The organism is Sphingobacterium sp. HSC-15S19 (assembly GCF_050433745.1).
GTDB lineage: Bacteria > Bacteroidota > Bacteroidia > Sphingobacteriales > Sphingobacteriaceae > Sphingobacterium > Sphingobacterium siyangense.
This window is the reverse complement of sequence record NZ_JBNPWQ010000004.1, coordinates 111,710-136,130: the sequence shown is the minus strand read 5'-3', so window position 1 is coordinate 136,130 and position 24,421 is coordinate 111,710. Positions and strand designations below refer to the sequence as shown.

Here is a 24,421-nt window from a genome sequence, read left to right as displayed (position 1 = left end):
TTTTGTATTTTTAAAACAAAGAGCCAGCCCTCTCCCCCCTACATTTAGCTACTTTATGATATGAAATATCCACGTAGTACAGGCTGCACAAACACGAATGAATATAGTTTGAATATTCCATATGGCCTTTAAAGAACAAATTATTTACATATGAAAAACAGAGAAACGATAAACATAAAATACATTGCTGAACTTTTAAATATTTCCACTTCGACCGTATCTCGCGCATTCAGAAATACCCATGATATAAATCCGGAGACAAAAGACCGGGTGCTGGATCTGGCGAAATCATTAAACTACAAACCAAATCCCAGTGCCGCAGCCTTAGCCTCTGGATCAACCAAAACGATCGGTGTTATCATCCCCTCGGTACAGAACTTCTACTTTTCGACCGTCATATCAGGGATCCAATCCAAAGCATTGTCCGAAGGTTATAATGTGATCCTCTATATTTCAAATGACAATCCCGATGATGAAGAACGCCTATTAGAAAATATTTCGCTGGGGCATATCGATGGCCTACTCATCTCGCTATCATCCGAAAAAAACATTCCCTACTTTGAGCGATTGATCCAAGCCAAGTTTCCCGTCGTATTTTTTGACCGTGTCCCGCACCACATTCAGGCAACCAAAGTCATGCAAGATGATTTCCAAGGCGCCTATGATGCCACCAAATTTTTGATCGCTCGCGGCTACAGATCCCTCGCCCATATTTCCGGACCCAAAGAAATGGCCCTCGTGCAAAACAGGTATGCCGGTTTTAAGCAAGCGATGGACGATCATCAAATGGCTATAGACCCCGAGCTCATTATTTTCTCTGCCTTTAACCGTCAGTCCGGATTTGACGACACCACCAAACTAATCGCGTCGACCAATAGACCCGACGCGATATTTGCTGTTAATGATTCCAAAGCCATTGGTGCTATTTTAGCTTTAAAAAAGCAGAACATCACCGTAGGTGCTGAAATCGGTGTCATTGGTTTTACAAATGACCCTATTGGTGAAATCATAGAACCCGCCTTAACCACCATCGAGGAACCCGCGTTCCAAATAGGTCAAGAAAGCTGTCACCTACTCCTACGCCATATAAAACATGTCGACTTTGAGGTACGCGATCTCATCTTGCCCAATAAGCTCATCATTCGGTCCTCTACCAAAGTCGAGTAACGCGCTCACATTAGCCCTTAGTCTCCGTTAACAAGCTTGCCGAACACCTGTCCAAAAAAATATGACAATCGCCATGGCTTTGCAATATACTCGCTGGATGGAGATTGGATATTTCACCCTCGATGCAATTTTTAACCGCCAATGCCTTACGTTCGTCAGGCACAGTACAAACGATTTTAGTCGATTTTAAAATTTGTTGTACCGACATACTGATCGCTTGTTTTGGCACTTCATCCAATGAATTAAACCAGCCTTCGCCCAATTGTTGCAGCCTACATTCCTTATCCAAATCCACCCGAAGATAAGGTTGCATGGTTTCAAAATCCGCCGGCGGGTCATTGAAAGCGAGGTGTCCATTTTCGCCAATGCCGACAAAAGCTACATCGATCTGATGCGCGACAATTTTTTCCGATATCCGTTTCAGTTCCACCGCCACATCGTTCTCCCCATTGATTAAGATCGCTTCTTTAATCGCAGCTACCTTATCCAGAAATCGTTCTTTGAGGTATTTTCTAAAACTAGCCGGATGATTTTCAGACAGGTCAATGTATTCGTCCAGATGAAACATGCGAACTTTTGACCAATCAATATCCCTATCTGAAAGTAAGGCTTCAATCGTTTCAAATTGACTTTGGCCAGTTGCCAAAATAATATTAGCCTCGCCATTCTTCGCAATTGCCTCTTTAATATAAAGGGCACCTAAGAGCCCCGCTGCCGCCCCCATCTCCTTTCTACTGTTATAGCTATTAATTTTTAACATATTTATATTTACTATTCGGTTTTATGATTCAAGATTAATATCATGGACACTATTATTTTTCCATCTTCCCATTGTAAAATCAGGAACTTTTATTGGTTGTGAGCCATTTGCGATAGACCATTCACTTAGCGGACCAATCACAGACCAAGCAGCCGCATCATACACATCCATATCCACAGGCAATCCCTTACGCAAACATTCAATTAAACGCCAATCCATGATATAATCCATTCCACCATGTCCCCCCACCAATTTGGCCATTTCACCCACTTTTTTTACAATGCCAGGCGTATATTTTTCTTCGAGGGCTTTGAACGTTTGTTCATCAACAAAGCCCTCATGGCTCGTGGCAATTTTTGCCGGCAAGGGGTATTTTTGCGCAAAAGCTTTCGTACCACTGACTACATGCAGCCTCGAATAAGGACGCGGCGAGCTCACGTCATGCTGGAGCAAGATCGTACTGCCCGAAGCCGTCATAATATTCGAAGAATTGATGTTACCCCTAAACTTATTATGATCAAATTGTTTGAAAAAAGGATCCTGCTGCGCCATTTCCAGATTTTTCTTTCCGAGCGAAAAATCCTTACTCGCCATGGCGGTCATATAATCCATCCGATTACCCCGATTAATCTTTAAAATTTGGCTAATCGGACCAAGCCCATGCGTCGGGTATAAATTTGCATTATGCGCAGCATTCTCACGCAATCGCCAATAATTATAGCGCGCATCCTTATCAAAAAGACTATCCAGCAAATCATGAATATAAGCCCCTTCACAATGAATTATTTCCCCGAAGAAGTCATTCCGAGCCATATTTAAAGTCAACAGTTCGAAAAAATCATAACAACAATTTTCGAGCATGACACAATGCTTTTTCGTTTTCTCGGAAGTCGTCACCAATCGCCAGCATTCATCTACCGTCCGCGCAGCAGGTACCTCTACGGCCACATGTTTTCCATGTTCCATGGCATATACAGCGATATCCGTATGCAAGTGCCAATCCGTACAGATATAGATCAAATCAACATCCTCGCGATTACATAACGCTTTCCACGCATCCTCCTTTCCCGAATACAATTTTACCTGAGCCGCATGATGAGCAGCAACTTTTGCTTTCGCATTGACTGCAGACTCTTCTCGAATATCACATATCCCCTGTACCGAGACCCCTTCAATTTGGCTCACCCGCTGAACAGCAGCAGTTCCCCTTTTGCCCACCCCAACAAAGCCTATCCGAACCGTATCCAACTTTGGCGCACGGTAGCCGCTCATGTTAAAAATGGGTTTGTGTTCTTGAAGCGCAGCCCTTTCAATCTCATCAAGATACCTCTCATACGTTTTCTGGTCTGCCTGTTTGGCAAACACGACCGGCTTTGCAATGACAGACAGCCCTAAAAGGCCCGACATTTTCAAAAAGCCCCTTCGATTAGCATTATTTTTCATCCTTATATAACTTTAAGTCCATACATATCGCTAAAAACCACGATCAATCCACGTCCCACCAAAGGCGCGTCGACGCTTTATCAACCCCACCCAATAAAGCAATACCCGATGCTACCCCAGCGGCGTTGCTTGTATACTCCGTATTCGGGAAATTTAATCGTTTAATGAACGTACCTACCGGCAGGTCCGCATTGTCAGAGGCCAATAAATCATAGAGATCCGGATACCCCGTACGTCTAAACTCAGCCCAAGCCTCCCATCCATCCGGAAAAATAGCCAACCATTTTTGCGTACCGATTTGTTTTCTTTGTTCAGCTGCCGAAGTCGCAAAGCTAATGGCGGTCGTAGACACCGCCGGCGAATTATTATAATCTTCCGGAGCCACAGGCTTATCGGACGAATTGATGTAAGCCGTAATGACCGATTCGTCTACTACCCCCCATTGATTTAAACTCAGTTTTATTCCCTTTTCATACCACACCTTTGCCGTTCCGCCCATTGACCATCCATTCAAAGCACCCTCCGCACGTAAAAATGCAGCCTCTGCCGAACACATGACATGCTGCCGCGCATTCAAATTTTGCGTATAGCTACTTGCCGAAGTATACGTAATCCAGTAAGGCCCCACATTCGACTGCAGTGTCGACGCATTCGTTGCCAAGTTGAGATCCGAAGCCAGCATCCCATTGCGACGACTTTTAAACGTTCCCGTGGTAATATTTTTCTGAAAATAAATAGGCAGCCTAGGATCATTATAGCCCACCAGATAAGACTTCATGGTCGAACTCATCGAACTCCCATACCAACCGGCGATTTGAGCTAAGCCATTATAATCACTCGCCGTATTGACTTTTTCGATGGATGCATTATCCGCATTACTCTCAATCACGCCCGCTAGCACAGCCTCTTCGGCATATTTCTTTGCATTCGTAGGATCGATCTTCGAGATGCGCAGAGCCAAGCGCAATTTTAACGTATTAGCCAATTTCAACCACTTTTTCACATTGCCATCATAAATGACATCCCCACTAGGCATTACTGCAGTTGCCGCATCAGCCGATTCCAAGATGGCAATTGCCTTATTCAATCGCACAAAAAAGTCAGCATAAATAGCATCCATGGCATCATACGGTATCGAAGTACTCTCCCCGTCTTGTAAGGCATTAAAATAAGGTATCGGCCCAATGGCATCCGTCAAGCGATGAAAAGAATACACCCAGACCACATTCGCCATTGCATACTCAGGCGAATCGGCCGTCACGTTGTCCATAATGGTCTTCAATTGCGCCCCAACCTGCACAAAGCTGATTAAAAACATCCGTGCAGTATAAGCCGTATTCACCGTATAGCGTTCGGTGGTGACACTTTTCGCAAAATATTGCGAATAGATATCCGCAAAATAATTTTGCGTAGTTTCATAATACGAATGATTTATTCCCGCTGAGCTAATTGCCTTTGTAAACAAATAAGGGAGTTCGGCACTACTAATTGTAGTGATGCCGTTACTAGCCGTATTTTTGATGGTAAAATCCTTTGTACAGCCACCCAAAAGCGTGCAAGCCAAAAACATAGGTAGATATTTTTTCATGTTGGTTTTCATAATTCACCAGATTAATTGTAAAAAATAAAGATTAAAACGAAGCCTTTAGACCGAGTGTAAAGGTCCTAGACAAGGGCAATACCCCCGCTTCAACCCCTTGAAAGTTGCCCGATCCAATGGACGATTCCGGATCCACAGGATTCGCAATCTTACCCAATCCCGGAATATCTAAGATAGATTTGCCTTTATATAAGAACAGCACATTATTTACGGAGAAATTGAACTGCAAGGCCCGAATACCCGGGATCACCTTTGCGGGCAAATCATAAGAAGCCCCAATATTTCTGATTCTAAAATTCGTCATATCAAAAGTAAAGAACTGACCATACGGGTAAATGCCCCCAGCAGCGACTTTGGTCCAAAACGTTTCCGCATTCACAGCTGTTGTATTTTGATTTCCCGAAGCATCTACCGCATCCAGTACCAACCCACCCTCTCTAAACTTTTCCGTAAAATCCGCTACCCCATAATCTGCCAGCATAGCGGCTGTACCCGAAACCATTTCTCCACCTATTCGCCCATCGATATGGATATTCAATCCAAAGTTTTTGTATTTAAAAGAATTTGACCAGCCTAAAGTAGAGGATGGGTTATAATTACCCACCTTTTTACCCGCTTCAACTACCGGCAGTCCCTGCGCATCAACGACGTACTTATCCGTAGCCGCATCCTTTTTCCAGATATAACTATACAAATCACCATAGGCCCCTCCCTTGGCTACGACCACCGATGCATAAGCAATATTTTCACTGATATTGACAGAAGAAACCTGATCATTTAGACTTACCACTTTGCTTATGTTTCGCGCAAAGTTGAAATTCGAGTTCCATGTAAAATGCTCCGTTTTCACCGGAGTAGTCTGTAGTTGGAGTTCAAATCCCTGATTTTGGATATTTCCTGCATTAACATACTTCGTTTGGTATCCCGTCGCATACGGCACCGTTAAATACATCAACTGATTTTTTGAGTTCGTTTTGTAATACGTACCATTTAGATTCACGCGGTTATCAAACATTTGCAAATCAAATCCAGCCTCAAATGACAAGGTTTGTTCAGGTTTTAAGTTCGAAATATTTTGTGTGGCACTCCGATTGATCGCGCCGTCGCCAGCAGCCTTCACATAGTAATACGTTTGATTCAGCAAGTTAGGATCCGCATCATTACCCACCTTGGTATACGACGTTCTAATTTTCCCCATATTAATCCAGGTCGGTAAATGAACAACCTCGTTTAAGAGAACCGACAAACCCGCCGAAGGATAGAAGTAGCTATGCGGACTAGGCAAAGTAGAAGACCAGTCATTTCTACCCGTAATATCCACGTATAACGCTTTCCATAGCATGAGGTTTACACTACCAAAAACAGAGTTCAATTGCCGATCATAAGACAAGAGATTAATATACGCCGGCGAAGCTGCAAAAGACAGCGAGAACCTATTCGGGATCACCAAGCCATTCGCTTCATCCGTATGCGTATCGAATTTTCTGTTCAAGAAACTTGAACCGAGAACATAATCAATATGGAAGTTTTCATTTCCCAAGTCACTTCCACCCGTTAACAACAGATCCAAATTCGTATTACTATATTTCGATTCTGTCAAGTAATACATTCCCCCCGCTCTGATTGTGCCATTTGATTTTGTCGTTGCATTAAATGCGCCATCTGTAGTTTCATTGTAAGTATCAAAGCTGAATCTTGTCATGAAATTCATCCAGGGGAAAAATTGATAAGAAACCGATCCTATTCCATTCGTACGCTTGCGTTTTTCATTAACCGATGTACGATTTACTGTCCAGAATGGATTATCATTATTTACATTTGTACTCCAGAACAAGCTCTCGGTAATCCCAGTACTCTGGTTAAAAACCTCATAATTATTCAGCTCATCATCAGACATATCCCTTGGCATGGTATATAAAGTCGCCAAGACCCCATTTGCCGATAGGCGCTGTTTGTTTTTGATATCCTGATCGAGGTAGCTCAGTTTCAGATCCGTTTTGAGGTTTTTAATCAACTCCGTATTGATCCTGAGATCCAGCCCATTTTTCGTCATGTAATTATTTGGAATGAGCCCGCCAATCCGACTATTATTCACCGAGAAAAACGAAGCCACCTTATCCGTACCACCAGACGCGCTCAGCGAATTGTTATTCGAATAAGCCGCATTAAAAAAATGCTTAACGTTGTCCGGGTAAGCCGTTGATTTTTCCCCCCAGCTATCCACCGCATTATCCCCCCTTACACCCGCATTTCCACGTCCATACGCATTTTGGAGCGACGGGATATACGATGCCGACTCTATGCTATGAGTCGAATTGAGGTCCAATTTCCAGCTACCGGCAGCACCTTTTTTCGTTGTGATAATAATCGCACCATTGACGGCGCGGCTACCATACAAAGCCGCAGCAGAAGGTCCCTTTAGCACATTTATACTTTCAATATCCTCTGGGTTAATATTTGCGCCACCATCACTACTTGAGTACACATTTGAAAAAGGAGAAGCGGATTGTGTAGTTGACGAATTATCAAATACAATTCCATCGATCACAATTAAGGCGTTATTATTGCCCGTAATTGATTTATTCCCCCTTAAAACAATCCGAGCAGATGATCCAGGCCCCCCCGAAGTCGTATTTATAACAGCCCCCGCTACTTTACCGGATAAAGCACTCACGAAATTTCCACTATTATCACGAATACCACTTACCGCTTCAGCCGAGACTTTTTGCGTAGAATACGTTAAGCCTTTGGCTTCCCGCTTTAAGCCCAAAGCCGTGACGACCACCTCATCCAGCATCCCCTCTTTAGGCTGCAGTTGCACGGTAAAGAAGCCCTTCTTTGTCACGGTGTACGTAAGCTTCTCATAGCCCAGCAAAGAGACCTCCACGATATCGCCCGTTTTCAGATCAATTTTAAATTGACCCTGCTCATTCGATTTCACGGTGTTATTATTCACTTTTACGGTTGCGTAGGGCAATGGCTTCCCATCAATTTTGGAGGTAACTCTCCCACTAAATTCCTGAGCTGACAAATACAGACAACTCATCAAGCATAGAACAGTCAAAACCGCTCCCTTGTAATCAACAAAACACTGCTTTCTCATAACTTTAAGTATTAATTCCGGTTATATATCAATTCTGATATCCTAAAATAGCCAAAACACAATTTAAAATCATGGAGAAAGCCCCAATAAATTACCGAGAGCGTTGCCGAAATAAGAAATCACCCATTAAAAAGCAAGATTAGGTCGTATACTATCAAAATAAAGAACAATAAATTGCTCAATTATTTCAAAAACTAGGGGTATACCCCTAGGCGTCAATACATAGCATGCTCCGAAAACCATAGATGGAAGCTTTGCAGTAGCCAGCCAGCTTACAAATGGCAGTGCTTAAATACGATTATCCTCCCTTCGAGATCGACGGAATATAAGAGAGAATCTGTACTATCAAGCACATCTTGTAGCAACTTTTGCTGCTTTTTCCACTCACTTTTCAACTCCGTTGCTATTCCTTTCCAAGACGAGCTTTCTTGGTTCAGAAGTTCTACAGTGCAACAATAGTATCCATCTCCAATAGATGCCGGTTTTAATTTCAGGCTGTAGGAAGTTGATTCACATAAGAAATCCAGCTTTATTTGCTCATTATTAATCAACATTTTTCGGATATTCGGTTCAATCTGTGCAATAGCATCCAACCATTTATTTTTGATCACATGAAAGTCTTCCTCCCCTACAAGCTGCTTAAATGATGTATTGGCAAAATCACAGTGGGCATGCTTATCGATTATCCCCGATCAATGTAGACAATAGGAAAAGATCTTCTGACATCGCTATGACGCGATCTATGGTTGAGATATTCAAATTAGCCATCAGCATCGCAATGGATGAAAAGGCAAGCACATAGCAGATCAGTAGCCTTTCGGCCATTTGAATGGGCCGCAACGAGACGGGAGCTCTAAGACTAATACCAAACCAGTAAACCCCGAGCCCAAAAGCGAGGGCCACCATTAAAACACAAGGCGTACTCAATAAAACCAATACAGAAATCGAATCAGAAGGCATCATAACAACAGATTAAGGGTACAAATATGAACAACAGACCTCCTCTTTATTTTCATCAATTTATAAAATCTGCGTTTCACCCCATGAACCCTCCCTTTCAATTGATAAACACGTACGAGATTGGACAAAAAATGACTATTTTTATAAAGCCATAATAAGGTTTGGTGCGATCAAAAATGATCTTCACAAACTCCACTTGAGAAGAGAAGACCTGAATATGTACATTTATTCGCAAACCATCTATTTGTAATTGTTGATGAGAGGTATTGGACTACTTATTTTTTTTACGACATTATTACTGTGCCGGGCAGTTGGGCAACAGCCTTATGCCCACGATCTCCAGCAACTCAGCGATCTCCCGAGCAAACATGTCTACTGCATTTACCAAGACCATAAAGGCTTTATCTGGCTGGCCATTGAAGAAGGCTTGTTTGGCTATGATGGCTTTACTTACACAAACCATAAATCAGAAATTCAAACCACCGTCGTGGGTAGCAATATTCAGGAGGATAAATAGGGACGCATCTGGTACCAAAGTTTTGACGGCTTTTACCCCAAAACCCGCCCCCCGACTTTATTACCTTTGGACTAACGGATACTCACCTTTTTGTAGTCCAGAAAAAAGGGGTTGATAGCTATGATCTCCGGTCGCTACACCTGACCACGACTATCGCCATTCCTATTGAAAGAGCTGAACACGCAACGGTATTAAATTAAGATTTTTACCTGATATCGGACAATAGGATATTTCGGATAGACGAGCACCTTCAACTGTCGTCAAGCCATTTCTTTGCCGACAAAAAGCTCCACGTCAAATACATTTAGCCGTACAAAAACACGCTGTATGTCGTATCAAAACGCAACGAAACCAAACAGCTCTACTTTTTTGACAATCGGCTCAATTACATTAAAAGTGTTCCTATCCGCGGCCCAATACATATTCAGGGATCTGACGTTGTCGACAACAAAATATGGCTACACACGCCGCAAGGTGTATTTGTGGTGAATACAAACGACGAAAAGATAACCGAAGTTGTTTTGTTTCCGGAAAACAATAGTTCAAAAGTCCTCAAAGATTATCAGGACAACTACTGGTTTGCATCGCTCAATAATGGGGTACAGATTGTCCCCAATCTCGTCGACCGCATGTACCATGTACAGCCTTTTCTCACCAGAACATTTAGCCTCACATCAAAACCGACTATGCAGCCTGGCACTAACTTACAATGGTATACATGGGTGATTCTTTCAGTATTCGTCATATTGAGCTTAAAGGTCATTCTAAAATTGAGCCGTTGGGTCAGTCATGGTTTATGTGATGCTTTATCCAGAAAATAGGAATAAACAGTAAGAGAACGACACATAATATCACAGTCAATTATTAACTTGTTAAAATATTATTTAGAAATAAAACAGTGCGACATGTCAAAAAGAGAAGCTATAGCAAGATACAACCTTATCATCAAGAAACTACGAAAGCGTCCGGCTAAGTTTGTCGAGATAGCGGACTATTTGGCTTTAGAGTCGGAGTTACAGGAATATGATCTTAATATATCTATGCGTACATTTCAGCGGGATAGAAAAGATATATTCTCCATTTATAATATCGATATCCAATACGATTTTATACGAAAGGTCTATTACATTGATCAAGAAGAACAACTGGAGTTGAACGAACGGATATTGGAAGCTTTCGACACGTTCAATGCGTTGAACCTCACAGACAGATTATCGAATTATATCCATTTTGAAAAGCGAAAACCACAGGGTACGGAGCATCTTTATGGCTTGTTGCATGCCATTAAAAACCAGTTGCAGATCAGGTTTGTCTATCAAAAATATTGGCAAGAAGGATTAACTGACCGTCATGTTGAGCCCTTTGCTTTGAAGGAATTTAAAAACAGATGGTACTTGTTGGCAAAAGACCTCAAAAACGAACAGATCAAAAGTTTTGCACTCGACCGGCTGAAGGAATTGGAGATATTGAAAAAGAGATTTGAATCTCCGAAAAATTTTGATGTAAATGAGCATTATAGACACTGCTTCGGTATCATCAGCCAAAATAGTGACAAACCGGCGGATGTCATCTTATCGTTCAATCCTTTTCAAGGGAAATATATTAAATCATTACCTCTACACGAATCGCAAGTGTTGCTTACCGATAGTGATGAAGAAGTGCGTGTGAGGCTGAAGCTATTCCTCACCCACGATTTCTTTATGGAATTGTTATCTTTTGGAAATGACATGAGAGTCATTGCGCCCAATAGTTTGATTGATGAATTAAAATCAACTGCTAAGAATATTCTAGACATGTATAAAGAATAGGAATCGCCTCAATACTTTCCTCCCAAAAATGATTTTTAATATAAAATTGTTTATCATTATATTAGTAATTCCAGTTAAAAGAAAGCCAATATATAGCTAAGCCTCCTAATAAAAACTGTGAAGCTTAATTATTAACAATTTTTGAATATGTCTATGGCAACAAAAAACGTTCTTTATTTGAACAAATGGTCAAAGACATTATTATAATCTATTACACAATTGCATGGATGTAAAATTTATTGACACAACAGATTGGCAGGAAATGATCTGGGTAAGTAGTGGTGGTACAAGAGAAAAACGGATCCTCCAAGATGAAAATGATTTATTGTGGTATTTTAAGCGATCAGAATATAAACTAGGACAAAATGGTGCCCCTGATAAATATTACAAATTTGAATTCTGGTCCGAAATTATTGCCTATCAGATAGGAATGATGCTAGGCTTAGACATACTTCGATATGATCTGGCCCTTAACAAGGGTAAATTAGGCTGTATAAGCCCATCAATGATAGATCAAAGCAGAGAGAAACTTATTGAAGTAGGGCGTTTTATGATTACTTTCAATCCAAATTTCGCGCCAGAACATAATGAAACCAGAAATGAGTACACAGTTTCATTACTTTACGAAACTCTGAACCACTTTCAACTAAACGAATTTCGCCATAAATTTCTAGAAACTTTAGTATTCGATGCTTTAATAGGGAATTCTGATAGGCACCAGGAAAACTGGGCTTTTATATCTGATTCATTCAAGGACGATGAACAAGTTGATATATCCCCCATCATTAACAGCTTACTGCAAACAAAATACAATGTTGATGCTGCAAATAAGGAGTTTGAATTAAGGAAATTAAATCTCCAGAAAATGGCTCCAATATACGACAGTGGAAGCTCTTTAGGCAGGGAGTTAACAGAAGATCGAATCGAAAAAATGTTGGCAAATCCTGAAATGATAAACAAATATGTAAAAAATGGAAATTCTGAGTTACATTGGAATGATAAAAAGAAAGTTTCTCATTTTGAGTTAATTAAACTACTAAAAAATGACTATCTAGATGAAATCATACAATCAGCTACCTTTTAAAAAAAATGGAATAATAATATGATGATAGATATTATAAATAACATAGACAACGTTTTGCCTCATGACCACTCCAAATATAAATTGTCAGATAATAGAAAGGAGTTCATTATTAAATTGCTAACTTTGCGGTTCGAGCAAATAATTAAAATTATCAATGACTGAGTTTTCTAAAATATTTCTATCATGGCGTAGGGGTAAAGGATCCCGTAGGCATATTGTGGGACTTTTGGAAAGGTCGTTAGATAATCAGGTTTCATTCCAATATTTGCCACTTGCTAAAGAATTAAAAAAAACTGAAGGCTTCATTCCATATTTCGAATTTCAAAACCTCGATGAAATCTATACGACCAATGTAATGAAGATTTTTTCTCACCGTCTCATTAAATCAGAGCGTCCGGACGCTGCTAATTTTTATGACTTCTGGGATATCGAAAAGATTAAAACTACCGATTCATTCTATGTATTGGGAAAATCTCAGGGACTCACGATACTGGATAACTTTGAATTTTTAGCAGACTTTCAACCAAATGAAAATATAGATTTTGTAACAGATCTTTCTGGCTTATCTTATTTAAACCTTCTTCGAGATACGGTAAAATCGGGGGACAGTTTGACATATCAATTTGAATCTAATAATCCAATAGATTCAGAAGCTGTCATTGTTAAATTTAACGGGCAAAATGTAGGTTATATCAAACAGATTCATTGTAAAGTTTTTCATAAATATAGGTTGGACGAACTAAAACTAATTGTTAAAGCTACTGAACAAAACGGCGTTATTAGAAATATTTTTGTGAAGGTTAACTATAATATTTAAGTGGGATATTGGCTCAACTGGTTGAAATATACCAAAATCTAGCGAAGCGGCTTAATCTATTTAGTCCGTTTTATTATTAACGATAAGATTTTTCATAATTTAGATTTATAAAGTTCTCCTCTTTTATCAGCGATGAAAGGGGAGTTTTTTGTTAGAGCTACTCCATCCTGAAAATGAAAAAGCCATTCCCTTTCGGAAATGGCTCACAATAAATATCTATAAACTTTAAAAGTATTTGATTACAGTTTTCCGATTTCTTCGATAGAAAGCCCGGTGCCTTTAGCAATATCAGCAATAGGTAGCCCCATTTTCTTAAACTTTAGTGCAATGGCAATAGCTTCTTCCCGCTTACCTTCAATCTTACCTTTCTGAATTCCCTTTCTTTCAGCCTTATCTAATAAATATTCTTGAGTACCCATAGTATCGCTCCTTCCTATTTTTGTTTTTATTTCTTCTTCAAACTTAGTTAAATTGCCTACAAAAAGCAATTTATCGATCTCTCCTCTGCCATTTAATGACTAATATATTGAGGAAATATACTCAAAACTTCCTCATTTACACTCATTATCAAAACTTACTGCGCAGCATACATACTGTCGGCTGAAAACTATTGCCCCAATAGGAAGTATTCAGCCGGAAAGTTGTAAATTTGACAGCTGGTTACAGATTCAATCCGCATAGAATCTGACTGTTGAAAAGTTTACTATGGATATTACTGCAGAAAATAAGCTATTGATTTCGCTTTCCCATGGCGACGAACAAGCTTTTTTTGCCTTATATGATCAGTATAGCCATGCCCTATTTTCCACTATTTTTCGAATGGTCAAAGATCGGCAGGTGAGTGAAGAGATCGTGCAGGATGTATTCCTCAAAGTCTGGCAAAAAAGATCGACCATAGACCCCACGCGAAGTTTTAAATCCTGGATTTTTACAATCGCCAAAAATGATGTGATCACCTGGTATAGAAAATTAGCGAAAGAAGCCGCAATGCAGGAAAATTTATACCAGCATTTCGAGCAGCTCTACCTGATGGAAAAAGAAGTTGATATCGAAGAAAAACAGTCCGCATTATTAGAAAAAGCGCTCAACTCCCTAAGTGAGCGTAGAAGAGAAATATTTGTGCTCTGCAAAATAGAGCAGAAAAGCTACGAAGAGGTTGCTAAGCAATTGCATATTTCTGTATCCACCGTGAGTAATGCCATGGTAAAATCCAACCAACATATCCGCCAATTTGTGCAAGACCATTATGAGGAGATTTTAACTATTCTTGTCACATTCTACTTTTTTTAAAAAAAACACCACAACGATAGTGTTTTTGCTAATAAGTTGCGTATTAACTTATAGATATGGCAAAAAAAATAGAAAACATTTACAAGAACTATTTAGATGGAAGTATCAATCGTGTCGACCTCGATAGACTGCTCCACTATTTTGAACGTGCCAGCGACGAAGAGCTCGAACAGCTCACTTCTTTGGCCTCGATCGATATTGACCAACATCAAATCGATCAACCTTTTGCGCCCCATATTGCCCGTATCAAAGAAAGATTAGAAGATAGGCTAAACCAAGCAGATGGATTAAACCAACCAAACAAACAACCGCTTCGTTTAAGCTACAAACAGCGGTGGTGGGCAGCCGCTTCCATTCTACTGGTCGCCGGATTGGCCACCTGGTTTTACCTCGCACAGCGCCTGTCACCTTCCGATATTGCGACACCATCAGCACCCACCTTATATGTGAAAGATAAGTCTGGCAAAGGAATAGCCATTTTACCAAAAACAGATTCAGCATGGCAGATCGGCGAAATCGCATTTTCCCGCATCGACAGTCAAACGGTGAAAGTCACCGCAACGGGAAAAACCCCAAGTCTGCAAACCATCTACACCCCCAATTCCGACTTTAGGATTATTCTGGAAGATGGCACCAAGATTACGATGAATGCGGCATCTACCCTCACCTTTCAGGTTCCTTTTGATGCTGCCAAAAGAGAAGTTTCCCTAGAAGGAGAAGGGTATTTCGATGTAGCTCACCAAGCACAAAGACCATTTACCGTTCATGCCGGAGCCACAAACGTCGAGGTGCTGGGCACTGTTTTCAACGTACGAAATTATGCGAGCGACGGACAGGTCACCACATCCCTGCTGTCCGGACGGATCGCTTTGAGCAAATCCGGAACCGTTCAGCGCATTGTGCTGCATCCGGGTGAAACAGCCATTACCGACCACAATGGAATACATCGCGAGCAGGTAGCGCCAAAGCAAGCTACCGCCTGGACCGCAGGCTACTTTGACTACCGCGATCAGTCGCTCCGTGTCATCCTAGCTGATTTGTCCAGATGGTATGGCATCGAAGTCGATACCCTCCCGCTACCTAACGACCGGTCAATCTATATGAAAGTCCGAAAAAATATACCATTACAGGAAATGCTAAGTCTCTTAAATGAAGCAAGCGGCCTCCATTTTCAATTGAACAATAAAAAAATCAGCTTAAAAACTACGTCTAAAAACTAACGCGTAACAATTCAATTTTAACAATACATATTTAACAACTAAATACTACATTAACCTACATCTACCATGTCCTACCTAACCCCAAAGCGACCGGTATTTTTGCGGAAATACTTGAGTGTTGTCGCTGGAATTGCTTTGATGAGCATGATTGATCCTTACGAACTACAAGCGCAACAGGTTCAGTTAAATTTTAAAAATGCCGATGTCAAAGAAGTGATCACAAGCCTATCGGATCGCTACGGCTACGAATTTGTTTTCGATGGGAATCTGTTAAAATCGGCCCGCCCGATCAGTGTCAACCTCAAACGCTCGAGCGTTGCGGACGCATTGTCCATTTTGTTTAAGGATCAGCCCTTCAGTTACCGTCTGGAAAACAAGCGCATCATCCTTTATCGCAAAGCGGCATCCACCAATAGTCAGCCCGTGCGCGGAAAGGTTATTGATAGCCTGGGCAATACCATCCCCGGCGTTTCAATCCACAACCTACAGGACAATAGCCAGACGATGAGTTCCGGAGATGGCGATTTTGAATTGAGTGTTGCCAACCCTGCAGACATCCAATTGTCTTTCAGCCACGTCTCTTTTCAAGAAAAAGTGATGCGTTTCAGTCCAGATCAAATTGCGCGGCCGGTACGGGTCATGCTGAGCGCAAAAGAGTCTATGCTCAACGAAATTATGATCACAGGATATCAGCGCATCAGCAAAGAGCGTAGCCCTGGAGCATATACCACGGTCAGCAATGATCAGTTAAACAAACAGATCAACGTCGACTTAGTTTCTGCGCTTGAAGGCCAGGTAGCTGGACTGACCTATATCAAAAACCCTACGCGCTCTGCTGCAGATAGTCCCGTACTTCGCGGAATCGGCACCTATTCCAATCAGGTCACCACCAATCCGCTTATCGTCGTGGACGACCTACCCACCGAGCTTACCCTGAGCGACATCAACCCCTATGACGTCGAGTCCGTTACCGTACTGAAAGACGCAACAGCAGCATCCATCTATGGTGCCCGGGCAGCCAATGGCGTTATTGTCGTTACCACTAAAAGAGGAAAAGGCCAAGGAGTTTCCGTCAACTTCAATGTCGATCAGTTCATCACCCAAAAACCGGATATCGACAAGATGCATTACGCCAGCACATCCGATCTGATCGACTATGAAATCGATGTGTACACCAAAGAACGATCGCGCTATGCGAATACCGAGTCTTTGTTCAATTACTACGGAAGGTTGGGTAGTGGAAGTCTAAAATATTATTCACCGTTATACGATCTATTCCGTAAAGAATCTACCGGGGCCATTAGCACGCAAGAACGCGATGCGACGATCAATACCTGGCGCAACAACGATTACATCAAAGAGTTTACAGACAACGTCTGGCAGAATGAATCACGCCAACGGTATAACGCCAGCATCTCACAGAATTCGTCCAAAAGCAACACCTTTGTTTCGTTCAACTACGATAAAGGAAAGGGTCTAGTGCAGCACGAGAAGAATGAGAAATTCAACCTGTATTTGAAATCCAGCTTCAACGTCACCAAATGGTTAAATGCGACAGTCGGACTGAACGGCACCTATGGTGTCAATAAAGAAACCGAAGGCGATTACAATAATGTGTTTTTACAGCCTCGCTATACACGCATCAAAGATGAAAATGGCAACCTCGTGTATGCGCCTTACGTTGACCTTTCAAGTTCCGTCGGACCCGGATCGGCCATTAACGGCGCGACAGCAGAACAGATTGCTGCAAACCCAAACCTAAAAAGTACCGCCTTTAATGTGCTTGAAGCCTTGGGCGAAGGCATCGAGAGCAGAAAGAATTTAAATCTTCGCGCATTTACAGCGTTGCGGGCCACCATTTACAAAGGACTCTCTTTTCAAACACAGTTTTCCTATGAACTGGGGCAAACATCCCGTGAAAGCTTCTACGACGAAGACAGTTACATGATGCGTGTTGCATCAAATGCAATGGTCAGCTACAATGCGGCGACAGGAGTATACACCAAGAACCTGCCAGCAGGAGGCCGTTACTATCAATTCGAATCCAAACGGTACAACTATACGTTCCGGAATCAATTTAACTATGACAATACCTTTGGCCAATATGGCCAGCATCAGCTAACCGCCCTGGCGGGCTTCGAGATGCGTCAGTCGCATACACCGCGTCCTATCCAACAATTGCTTGTGGGCTACAATCCCGTCACCTTGACATCGACTACCATCGACTGGGCCACATTAAGTAAAACAGGGGTAACGAGTGACATCTATGGAGGCAATGTCCGCTTGGGCGACTTAAATGGCGGTGCGCAAAAAGAAAGTTTGCACCGCTATACCTCGCTTTATGCCAATGCCGGCTATACCTACAACAACAGATACAACCTAACCGGAAGTATCCGCGTTGATCAGGCCGATCTTTTTGGTGTAGACCCCAAGTTTAAATACCGCCCGTTATGGTCTGTCGGAGCAGGATGGAATGTCAGCAACGAAGACTTTATGAAAAACAGCGAATGGTTAAACTCGCTCAAGCTGCGCGCCACGTACGGTATTACCGGCAACGTGGATCAAGAAAGTTCCAGCTATGGTACCGCCACCTGGAAATCCGACAAGCTTTTCCCCTACCTGCAGTATCTCGAGCAAAAATCTCTGCCCAATCCCATGCTGCGCTGGGAGAAAACAGCAACGACCAACTTCGGTGTAGATATTTCAATGTTAGACAACCGCCTGTCCGCCACTATCGATGCCTATAATCGCTACAGCTCCGATTTGCTGATCAGTGCAGTACTCGACCCAACCGTCGGAGCCAATTCACGCGTTATCAACAATGGGGCCTTACGCAACCGAGGAATCGAGTTTAACATCAATGGCGTGTGGCTCAAAAAGAAAGATCTGACAGCAAGCACCCAATTGGTATTTTCCTTCAACAAAAACAAGGTCGAGAAAGTGAATGGATTGACCGCTACCGCGCAGTCCTATGTTGGCTCACCAAGTAATTACTTTTTTGAAGGCAACAGCTACAACTCCATTATGGCCTATCGCTACGCCGGCATGGTCAATGGTTACCCCTATTTTCTGGATCAAAACGGCGACTCCAATGTTGTTTTTGATGATAATGGCACCCCTACAAAGATCAATGATATCAATTCACCCGATGCATTGGTCAACTTAGGGACATTGTTTCCAAAATATACAGGATCCATCAATCAGCGTCTGCGCTATAAAGCATTTGACCTTTCGGCCATGTTTGTCTTCTCCGGCGGACATAAATTGCGCAAAGATGCCATTGACTTCGCAAGCGATAAACTGACTAACGCGGGTCTGGTGAACCGCTGGGCAGCAGGAGCCACTAACGATTATCCCCGATTGATGGTCGATTATCCAGACAACCTACGGAGTGGCGCGAGCACCTTATCAAATCTATGGCGCTATAGCGATCAGCAGGTTGTTTCGGCAGATTATGTGAAACTGCGAAACATCGCTGTAGGCTATCAGTTGCCAAAACAATTGGCCCATAAAGCCGGCATGCAAAACGTCAGATTAACGGCGCAAGTCAATAATTTATGGACATGGAGCGCCGCCGGCAATGATATCGATACAGAATCCTATTCACTCAATAGTGGTACACGCACTTTGCCCCTGGCAAAATCATTCCTGATGGGACTTTCAATCACTTTTTAACCCAAATCTACGATGACTTTAAAAACTATAATGGCGGCTTTTGCAACTCTGGTAGTCTTTACCGCCTGCGATAAATACCTCGACATTACACCAAAAGGCTCCCAATTGGTGCGTACCACACAAGACTATTACGATCTGGTGGCCTACCCCAATAGAGGCTACCCCGTCAATAACTTTCAGTATCTGGTCGATGACCAATACCTCAAAGAATCCAATGTTATTGGTTTGACGCCCAACATCAATACCATAAACTTTTTGTTTCAGGAACAGGAAGACCGGGTCAGTCAGCTCAATTCATCGAGCTTTTACAACCAGTGCTACAAATACATTGCACAGTGGAACATGATTATTTCCCTGGTGGATGAAAGCCCAGGCGATAGCCAATTGAAGACCCTGGCTAAAGCCGAGGCCAAAATGTTTCGAGCCTTCGATTATTTCCACCTCATCAATGTCTACGCCAAGGCCTATGATGCCAGCACGGCAGCGCAGGACGGCGGTGTCTGCATCATGGATAAATACGACCTGGAGGCCAAACCAGTCAAGTCGACAGTACGGCAGGTATACGATTTTATTCAAAAAGATATTGACGACGCCATACCCCATCTGCAGGAGAAACCCAACAATCCCTACCACCCATCGCTGGCCTTTGCTTATGCATTGAAAGCCAAGGTGCACCTTTTCAAAAGGGAGATTGCCGAAGCACAGGCGGCAGCCGAAAAAGCCATGCAGCTGAATGGGCAGCTCATTGATCTGGTACAGTATGAAAAATTGGGCGGACCAAGCAAGACACCGATCATCGCCGAAAATAATCCCGAAGTATTGAGCTACATGTATATCAATGGCTACACCGAAATGAACTTTGGGTACAGCTACATGTTAAGTCCCGAACTGACGAGCATGTTCGATAAAGAAGACAAGCGTTTTAGTTTATTCTACACCAAGACCAATGCCAGCTTCCTGGATATCGGCGCCGGAGCAAGTTACTACAACGTCAAGTATACCGCATTTTTCTTCCCCACCGTTGGACTAAAAACACCGGAAATATACCTGATGCTGGCCGAATGTTATGCCCGTCAAGATCAATATGCCAAAGCCATCAGCCTATTGAATAGCCTACGCAAAACCCGCATTGAAGGCGAAAAGGCCATTCTGGCCGTTCCGACGACACGCAAGGAAGCAATGGATCTGGTTATTAACGAGCGCCGCCGCGAGCTGCCGATCGGATACCACCGTTTCTTTGATCTGAAACGCTTAAATCTCGAAAAAGAATATGCCAAAACACTCGTCCGTGTCTTCCCGATTGTCAATAAGACGGTCGAGCAAAAGACCTATACACTGGCGCCAAACTCCAGAATGTACATCATTCCCTTTCCATTGGACGCCATGAAGTTAAACCCAAACTTACGGTTAAATACAGACGAAGCCGTACCGTTTTAATAGATGCTATAACAAACACATGAAAAACAAAATTATCTTAAGTACCCTCGCCCTGCTTTTGTCTGGCGGTATAGTCCAAGCGCAGCAACCCTTGGAAAAGAAAGCCGATAAAACGGCCAGTAAGACCGATGCGAAGACAGCGGCCAAAACAGATACCCTGAAAACAAAAAATGACCTCTATGAGGCCTACAGTAAAATTTTAAATAAAAAAAGAATTTCCCGCTCAGGCGTTTTTAAGGTTATCGAATCCGAAAAGAAGTGGTACCTTGACATACCTGATAGTTTGCTGAACCGCTATTTCCTTACCGTAACACGCCTGGTGTCGGCACCACAGGGATTTCCGATGTATGGCGGCGAAAAGCTGAATGAGCAGACACTTTACTTCGAAAAAGGCCTGGGCGACCGGATACAGCTGCGGGCAGCGATTTACAAGCAGGATGCGCCAGAAAACGATGCCATCCGTACCGCATTGATCCAGTCGCAGGAAGATCCTATCCTTGCTATTTTAGATATCAAAGGACTACAGGCAGGCAGCAACAGTTATTTGGTAGAGGTGACCGATCTATTTCGGAAAGACAACGCCGCCCTTTCTTTCGACAGCAGAATAAAAAGCGAAAATAAGCTATCCTCCCTGGCAGACGACCGTTCTTTCATTACCGATATGAAGGTATTCCCGATCAATCTGGAAGTAAAGACCACCAAAACCTACAGCTCCACATCAGGTACGCCAGCAGCCATGTTAACAGGTTCATTGACCTTTACCACCAACACATCGATGGTACTGTTGCCAAAAGTACCGATGAAAAAACGGATTTACGATGACCGCGTAGGGTATTTTGCCAACAAGTACGTCCTCTTTACCGATAAAGACCAACGGTCCAAAGCCTTTAATTTTATACAGCGCTACCGTCTCGAGCCCCAAGCGAAAGATCTAAAACGCTACTTAAAAGGCGAACTGGTCGAGCCTCAACAGCAGATCGTTTATTACATCGATCCGGCGACACCAAAAAAATGGCGTCCCTACCTCATTGCCGGCATCAATGATTGGAATAAGGCATTCGAGCAAGCTGGCTTCAAAAACGCCATTGTCGGCAAAGAATGGCCCGAGCAAGATACCACCATGAGCCTCGAAGATGCACGTTTCTCTGTGATCCGGTACTTTGCCTCCGAAAAGGCAAATGCCTATGGCCCACGCATATCCGATCCCAGAAGTGGCGAGATTATCGAAGCCCATGTAGGCTGGTATCATAATGTCATGAAACTCGTTCAGCAATGGTTTATGGTGCAAGTGGGCCCCTTGAACAAAGCTGCACAAAAAATGCAGTTAGACGACGAAGTGATGGGGCAGCTGATCCGCTTTGTATCGTCGCACGAAGTAGGGCACAGTTTGGGTCTCCGTCACAATATGGGAGCAAGCAGCCAAACGCCAGTAGAAAAATTGCGCGACAAAAAGTGGGTCGAAAAAAATGGGCACACCGTATCCATTATGGATTATGCACGCTTCAATTATGTAGCGCAGCCCGAAGACGGTGTTGGCCTGGCCGGCATCTACCCACGCATCGGCAGCTACGATAAATGGGCCATCCAATGGGGATACCAATACCTCCCACAGTTTGCGAGCGGTGAAGATGAGCAACTCTACCTCAGCAAACAAGTAACAGACAGTCTCAGAACCAACCCCAAGCTTTGGTTTGGCGGCGAAGGGAACGATGAGGACCCACGGTCACAACGAGAAGACCTTGGCGATGATGCCGTATTGGCAAGCAACTATGGAATCAAAAACCTAAAAAGAGTGGTTTCCAATTTGGTCGAATGGACGAATGAACCCGGCGATGATTACAGCAACCTCAAGGATATGCACAAATCGGTGCGCGCACAGTTTGACCGTTATCTTTACCATGTTCTCAAAAACATCGGTAGTCAGCACGTAACCAAGAAAGTACGTGGCCAGGAGGGAGCCGTTTATGCAACAATTCCGAGAGAGAAAGTCAAAGCAGCCGTGCAGTATGTGAATGACCATGTATTCACCCCACCCCTATGGTTATATCCGCAGGACATCCAAGATTTGATCGGCAAAGATGCCAACAAAGAAATCGTCGAGCAGCACGAACAGATGCTGAACATGTTGATGAGTCCGGGAATGCTCTACAATGTGTACATGAAGTCCTTCAACAGCACCAATCCCTATGGCCTCAACGAATATTTGAACGATATGGGTGGAGCCATCTGGACCTTACCCGTTGGAGACCCACGCATTGCCGTCTTTAAACGTGCACAACAACGCTTTTTTCTCGAAAAAGTCAATCAGATCATCAATCCCAAAGTGGGACAGGGATCCGATATCATTTCACAGGCACAGCGCAGTGATGTGCAGCTTTATGTGCGGAATTACCTGAGCGCATTAGTGCCCGAAATTAATCAGCTTGTCGCAAAACAGATAGATCCATTAAATAAACAGCACCTGGAACTGATGTTGCTCGAAATAAAACGCATTCAAAATCAAATAAATAAAGATTAAACCCAGCTTACTCGAGCGATCATTATCCATTTAAAAGAAAAGAAGAGCATGAAAAATAAACTAAAAGGAATTTACATCACCTGCTTGATCAGTCTTCTCCTAATTTCCTGTCAAGCAAGCCACGGACAAGATGCCGCACAGGCACAACGTGACCGATTATTTAAAAGCTACATGGAAGTAAAAAAGGACATCCAGGATGACAACTTTGCCAGCGGCAAAGCACATGCCGTTCAGCTGGAAAAAGAAGTGCAGAACTTTCGGCTGAAAGGATTGCAGCTCGACGATATGATGCGTCTAAAGAAGGTAAGCCAAACCATGAAGGCCGATGCAGCCGGCCTGAAAGCCGCACAAGATCTAACGGCCATGAAAGCGACTTTTTCTGCAGTCACACAATCCCTATTTACCATTATGGAGACGATGAAATGTACCGATGAGGCGATGTACCTGCAGTATTGCCCTATGGAAAAAGGCTATTGGCTAAGTTACGACAAGACGATAGAAAATCCGTATGCAGCGTCGATGCGCAAGTGTGGTGAGCTGGTCAAAGGAATGGCGAAAGCCGATTACCCAGAGCCCGTAGCCTGCCATTAATTTCCGCACAAACGCGGTAATCTCATACAGATCAGGAGCTGTCCAAATAGATTGGGCAGCTCTTTACAATACAATTACCCAACAGAAATTCAGAAGCGGTTTTAACATTATCACTCCATGGTCGGAGCAGGTAGCGGTAGAAAAAAGATTACATGTCGTTAATTTCTATGCTTGATTATACCAATAAAAATAATGATGTCAGCCCGCGCGTTTTTACACTGGAAATCGCGTCAGAGCAAGGAATCGCAGCAGCATCTCAGCCTCAGCCCGTTCAAAGTGTAGCACCACAGGAATCGTGGACTGTTGTCGAAGACGACAACCGAACCATAGATTGGTAATGTCGAAGATCAAATTCGATGCAGATATACGATTTTTTCACCGCGGTTGATATAATCTATCTATTTTTTTGCTATTTTTAGATACACAACTTT

Annotated in this window: 20 protein-coding genes; 13 read left to right on the top strand and 7 right to left on the bottom strand. The window is 42.9% G+C overall.

Going from position 1 to position 24,421, the window contains the following annotated elements:
* Positions 1-150 precede the first annotated feature (150 nt).
* Positions 151-1,167 carry a LacI family DNA-binding transcriptional regulator gene (locus tag L1283_RS04805; protein ID WP_333889300.1) on the top strand — a complete coding sequence of 339 codons (1,017 nt, stop codon included), beginning with the start codon at positions 151-153 and terminating at the stop codon, positions 1,165-1,167.
* A 10-nt stretch (positions 1,168-1,177) separates the two neighbouring features.
* Here the strand turns inward: L1283_RS04805 and L1283_RS04800 are convergent, their stop codons facing one another.
* The 6 genes from L1283_RS04800 to L1283_RS04775 form a co-directional block, all read right to left on the bottom strand.
* Entirely contained in the window at positions 1,178-1,927 is a 750-nt protein-coding gene (locus L1283_RS04800) for a glucosamine-6-phosphate deaminase (RefSeq protein ID WP_429625896.1), read from the bottom strand.
* Positions 1,928-1,948: 21 nt separating this feature from the next.
* On the bottom strand, positions 1,949-3,370 hold the full coding sequence (locus L1283_RS04795) for a Gfo/Idh/MocA family protein (protein WP_333889298.1): 1,422 nt from the start codon (positions 3,368-3,370) through the stop codon (positions 1,949-1,951).
* Positions 3,371-3,413: 43 nt separating this feature from the next.
* Positions 3,414-4,970, bottom strand: coding sequence for a SusD/RagB family nutrient-binding outer membrane lipoprotein (locus tag L1283_RS04790; protein WP_333889297.1), 1,557 nt, complete (start codon positions 4,968-4,970; stop codon positions 3,414-3,416).
* A gap of 31 nt (positions 4,971-5,001) precedes the next feature.
* Entirely contained in the window at positions 5,002-8,073 is a 3,072-nt protein-coding gene (locus L1283_RS04785; protein ID WP_429625894.1) for a SusC/RagA family TonB-linked outer membrane protein, read from the bottom strand.
* A 272-nt stretch (positions 8,074-8,345) separates the two neighbouring features.
* The gene (locus tag L1283_RS04780; protein ID WP_333889295.1) at positions 8,346-8,684 is read right to left on the bottom strand and encodes a hypothetical protein; all 339 of its coding nucleotides are present in this window, start codon (positions 8,682-8,684) and stop codon (positions 8,346-8,348) included.
* 64 nt (positions 8,685-8,748) lie between these two features.
* Positions 8,749-9,036, bottom strand: a complete 288-nt coding sequence (locus L1283_RS04775) for a hypothetical protein (RefSeq protein WP_429625893.1) — start codon at positions 9,034-9,036, stop codon at positions 8,749-8,751.
* Between the two features lie 253 nt (positions 9,037-9,289).
* Between L1283_RS04775 and L1283_RS04770 the strand changes: the two genes are divergently transcribed.
* The 5 genes from L1283_RS04770 (at position 9,290) to L1283_RS04750 (ending at position 13,259) form a co-directional block, all read left to right on the top strand.
* Positions 9,290-9,550 (top strand): two-component regulator propeller domain-containing protein, encoded by a 261-nt coding sequence (locus L1283_RS04770; protein ID WP_429625892.1) that lies wholly within the window; start codon positions 9,290-9,292, stop codon positions 9,548-9,550.
* A gap of 485 nt (positions 9,551-10,035) precedes the next feature.
* The gene (locus L1283_RS04765) at positions 10,036-10,371 is read left to right on the top strand and encodes a hypothetical protein (RefSeq protein WP_333889293.1); all 336 of its coding nucleotides are present in this window, start codon (positions 10,036-10,038) and stop codon (positions 10,369-10,371) included.
* A gap of 84 nt (positions 10,372-10,455) precedes the next feature.
* The gene (locus L1283_RS04760) at positions 10,456-11,358 is read left to right on the top strand and encodes a helix-turn-helix transcriptional regulator (protein WP_429625891.1); all 903 of its coding nucleotides are present in this window, start codon (positions 10,456-10,458) and stop codon (positions 11,356-11,358) included.
* 223 nt (positions 11,359-11,581) lie between these two features.
* Positions 11,582-12,442: a hypothetical protein gene (locus L1283_RS04755; RefSeq protein ID WP_429625890.1), complete on the top strand. Its 861-nt coding sequence runs from the start codon at positions 11,582-11,584 to the stop codon at positions 12,440-12,442.
* A 217-nt stretch (positions 12,443-12,659) separates the two neighbouring features.
* On the top strand, positions 12,660-13,259 hold the full coding sequence (locus L1283_RS04750) for an HIRAN domain-containing protein (RefSeq protein ID WP_313154644.1): 600 nt from the start codon (positions 12,660-12,662) through the stop codon (positions 13,257-13,259).
* A gap of 239 nt (positions 13,260-13,498) precedes the next feature.
* On the opposite strand, the gene L1283_RS04745 is transcribed toward L1283_RS04750, so the two are convergent.
* Positions 13,499-13,747 (bottom strand): hypothetical protein, encoded by a 249-nt coding sequence (locus L1283_RS04745; RefSeq protein WP_429625888.1) that lies wholly within the window; start codon positions 13,745-13,747, stop codon positions 13,499-13,501.
* A gap of 217 nt (positions 13,748-13,964) precedes the next feature.
* Between L1283_RS04745 and L1283_RS04740 the strand changes: the two genes are divergently transcribed.
* The 7 genes from L1283_RS04740 to L1283_RS04710 all read left to right on the top strand — a co-directional run bounded on the left by L1283_RS04740 (position 13,965) and on the right by L1283_RS04710 (position 24,328).
* Positions 13,965-14,549, top strand: coding sequence for an RNA polymerase sigma factor (locus L1283_RS04740; RefSeq protein WP_429625887.1), 585 nt, complete (start codon positions 13,965-13,967; stop codon positions 14,547-14,549).
* A 56-nt stretch (positions 14,550-14,605) separates the two neighbouring features.
* On the top strand, positions 14,606-15,769 hold the full coding sequence (locus tag L1283_RS04735) for a FecR family protein (RefSeq protein WP_429625885.1): 1,164 nt from the start codon (positions 14,606-14,608) through the stop codon (positions 15,767-15,769).
* 66 nt (positions 15,770-15,835) lie between these two features.
* The gene (locus tag L1283_RS04730; protein WP_429625884.1) at positions 15,836-19,444 is read left to right on the top strand and encodes a SusC/RagA family TonB-linked outer membrane protein; all 3,609 of its coding nucleotides are present in this window, start codon (positions 15,836-15,838) and stop codon (positions 19,442-19,444) included.
* Positions 19,445-19,456: 12 nt separating this feature from the next.
* Positions 19,457-20,881 (top strand): RagB/SusD family nutrient uptake outer membrane protein, encoded by a 1,425-nt coding sequence (locus L1283_RS04725; RefSeq protein ID WP_429625883.1) that lies wholly within the window; start codon positions 19,457-19,459, stop codon positions 20,879-20,881.
* 19 nt (positions 20,882-20,900) lie between these two features.
* Entirely contained in the window at positions 20,901-23,399 is a 2,499-nt protein-coding gene (locus tag L1283_RS04720; protein WP_429625882.1) for a zinc-dependent metalloprotease, read from the top strand.
* Positions 23,400-23,447: 48 nt separating this feature from the next.
* Positions 23,448-23,990 carry a DUF3347 domain-containing protein gene (locus L1283_RS04715; RefSeq protein ID WP_429625881.1) on the top strand — a complete coding sequence of 181 codons (543 nt, stop codon included), beginning with the start codon at positions 23,448-23,450 and terminating at the stop codon, positions 23,988-23,990.
* A 152-nt stretch (positions 23,991-24,142) separates the two neighbouring features.
* Positions 24,143-24,328: a hypothetical protein gene (locus L1283_RS04710; protein ID WP_429625880.1), complete on the top strand. Its 186-nt coding sequence runs from the start codon at positions 24,143-24,145 to the stop codon at positions 24,326-24,328.
* Positions 24,329-24,421 lie beyond the last annotated feature (93 nt).

What these genes read in the sequence shown, in the direction of transcription:
- L1283_RS04805 (WP_333889300.1), top strand. Translation starts at nt 151, where the DNA reads ATGAAAAACAGAGAAACGATAAACATAAAATACATTGCTGAACTTTTA.
- L1283_RS04800 (WP_429625896.1), bottom strand. Translation starts at nt 1,927, where the DNA reads ATGTTAAAAATTAATAGCTATAACAGTAGAAAGGAGATGGGGGCGGCA.
- L1283_RS04795 (WP_333889298.1), bottom strand. Translation starts at nt 3,370, where the DNA reads ATGAAAAATAATGCTAATCGAAGGGGCTTTTTGAAAATGTCGGGCCTT.
- L1283_RS04790 (WP_333889297.1), bottom strand. Translation starts at nt 4,970, where the DNA reads ATGAAAACCAACATGAAAAAATATCTACCTATGTTTTTGGCTTGCACG.
- L1283_RS04785 (WP_429625894.1), bottom strand. Translation starts at nt 8,073, where the DNA reads ATGAGAAAGCAGTGTTTTGTTGATTACAAGGGAGCGGTTTTGACTGTT.
- L1283_RS04775 (WP_429625893.1), bottom strand. Translation starts at nt 9,036, where the DNA reads ATGATGCCTTCTGATTCGATTTCTGTATTGGTTTTATTGAGTACGCCT.
- L1283_RS04770 (WP_429625892.1), top strand. Translation starts at nt 9,290, where the DNA reads ATGAGAGGTATTGGACTACTTATTTTTTTTACGACATTATTACTGTGC.
- L1283_RS04760 (WP_429625891.1), top strand. Translation starts at nt 10,456, where the DNA reads ATGTCAAAAAGAGAAGCTATAGCAAGATACAACCTTATCATCAAGAAA.
- L1283_RS04755 (WP_429625890.1), top strand. Translation starts at nt 11,582, where the DNA reads ATGGATGTAAAATTTATTGACACAACAGATTGGCAGGAAATGATCTGG.
- L1283_RS04740 (WP_429625887.1), top strand. Translation starts at nt 13,965, where the DNA reads ATGGATATTACTGCAGAAAATAAGCTATTGATTTCGCTTTCCCATGGC.
- L1283_RS04735 (WP_429625885.1), top strand. Translation starts at nt 14,606, where the DNA reads ATGGCAAAAAAAATAGAAAACATTTACAAGAACTATTTAGATGGAAGT.
- L1283_RS04730 (WP_429625884.1), top strand. Translation starts at nt 15,836, where the DNA reads ATGTCCTACCTAACCCCAAAGCGACCGGTATTTTTGCGGAAATACTTG.
- L1283_RS04725 (WP_429625883.1), top strand. Translation starts at nt 19,457, where the DNA reads ATGACTTTAAAAACTATAATGGCGGCTTTTGCAACTCTGGTAGTCTTT.
- L1283_RS04720 (WP_429625882.1), top strand. Translation starts at nt 20,901, where the DNA reads ATGAAAAACAAAATTATCTTAAGTACCCTCGCCCTGCTTTTGTCTGGC.
- L1283_RS04715 (WP_429625881.1), top strand. Translation starts at nt 23,448, where the DNA reads ATGAAAAATAAACTAAAAGGAATTTACATCACCTGCTTGATCAGTCTT.
- L1283_RS04710 (WP_429625880.1), top strand. Translation starts at nt 24,143, where the DNA reads ATGTCGTTAATTTCTATGCTTGATTATACCAATAAAAATAATGATGTC.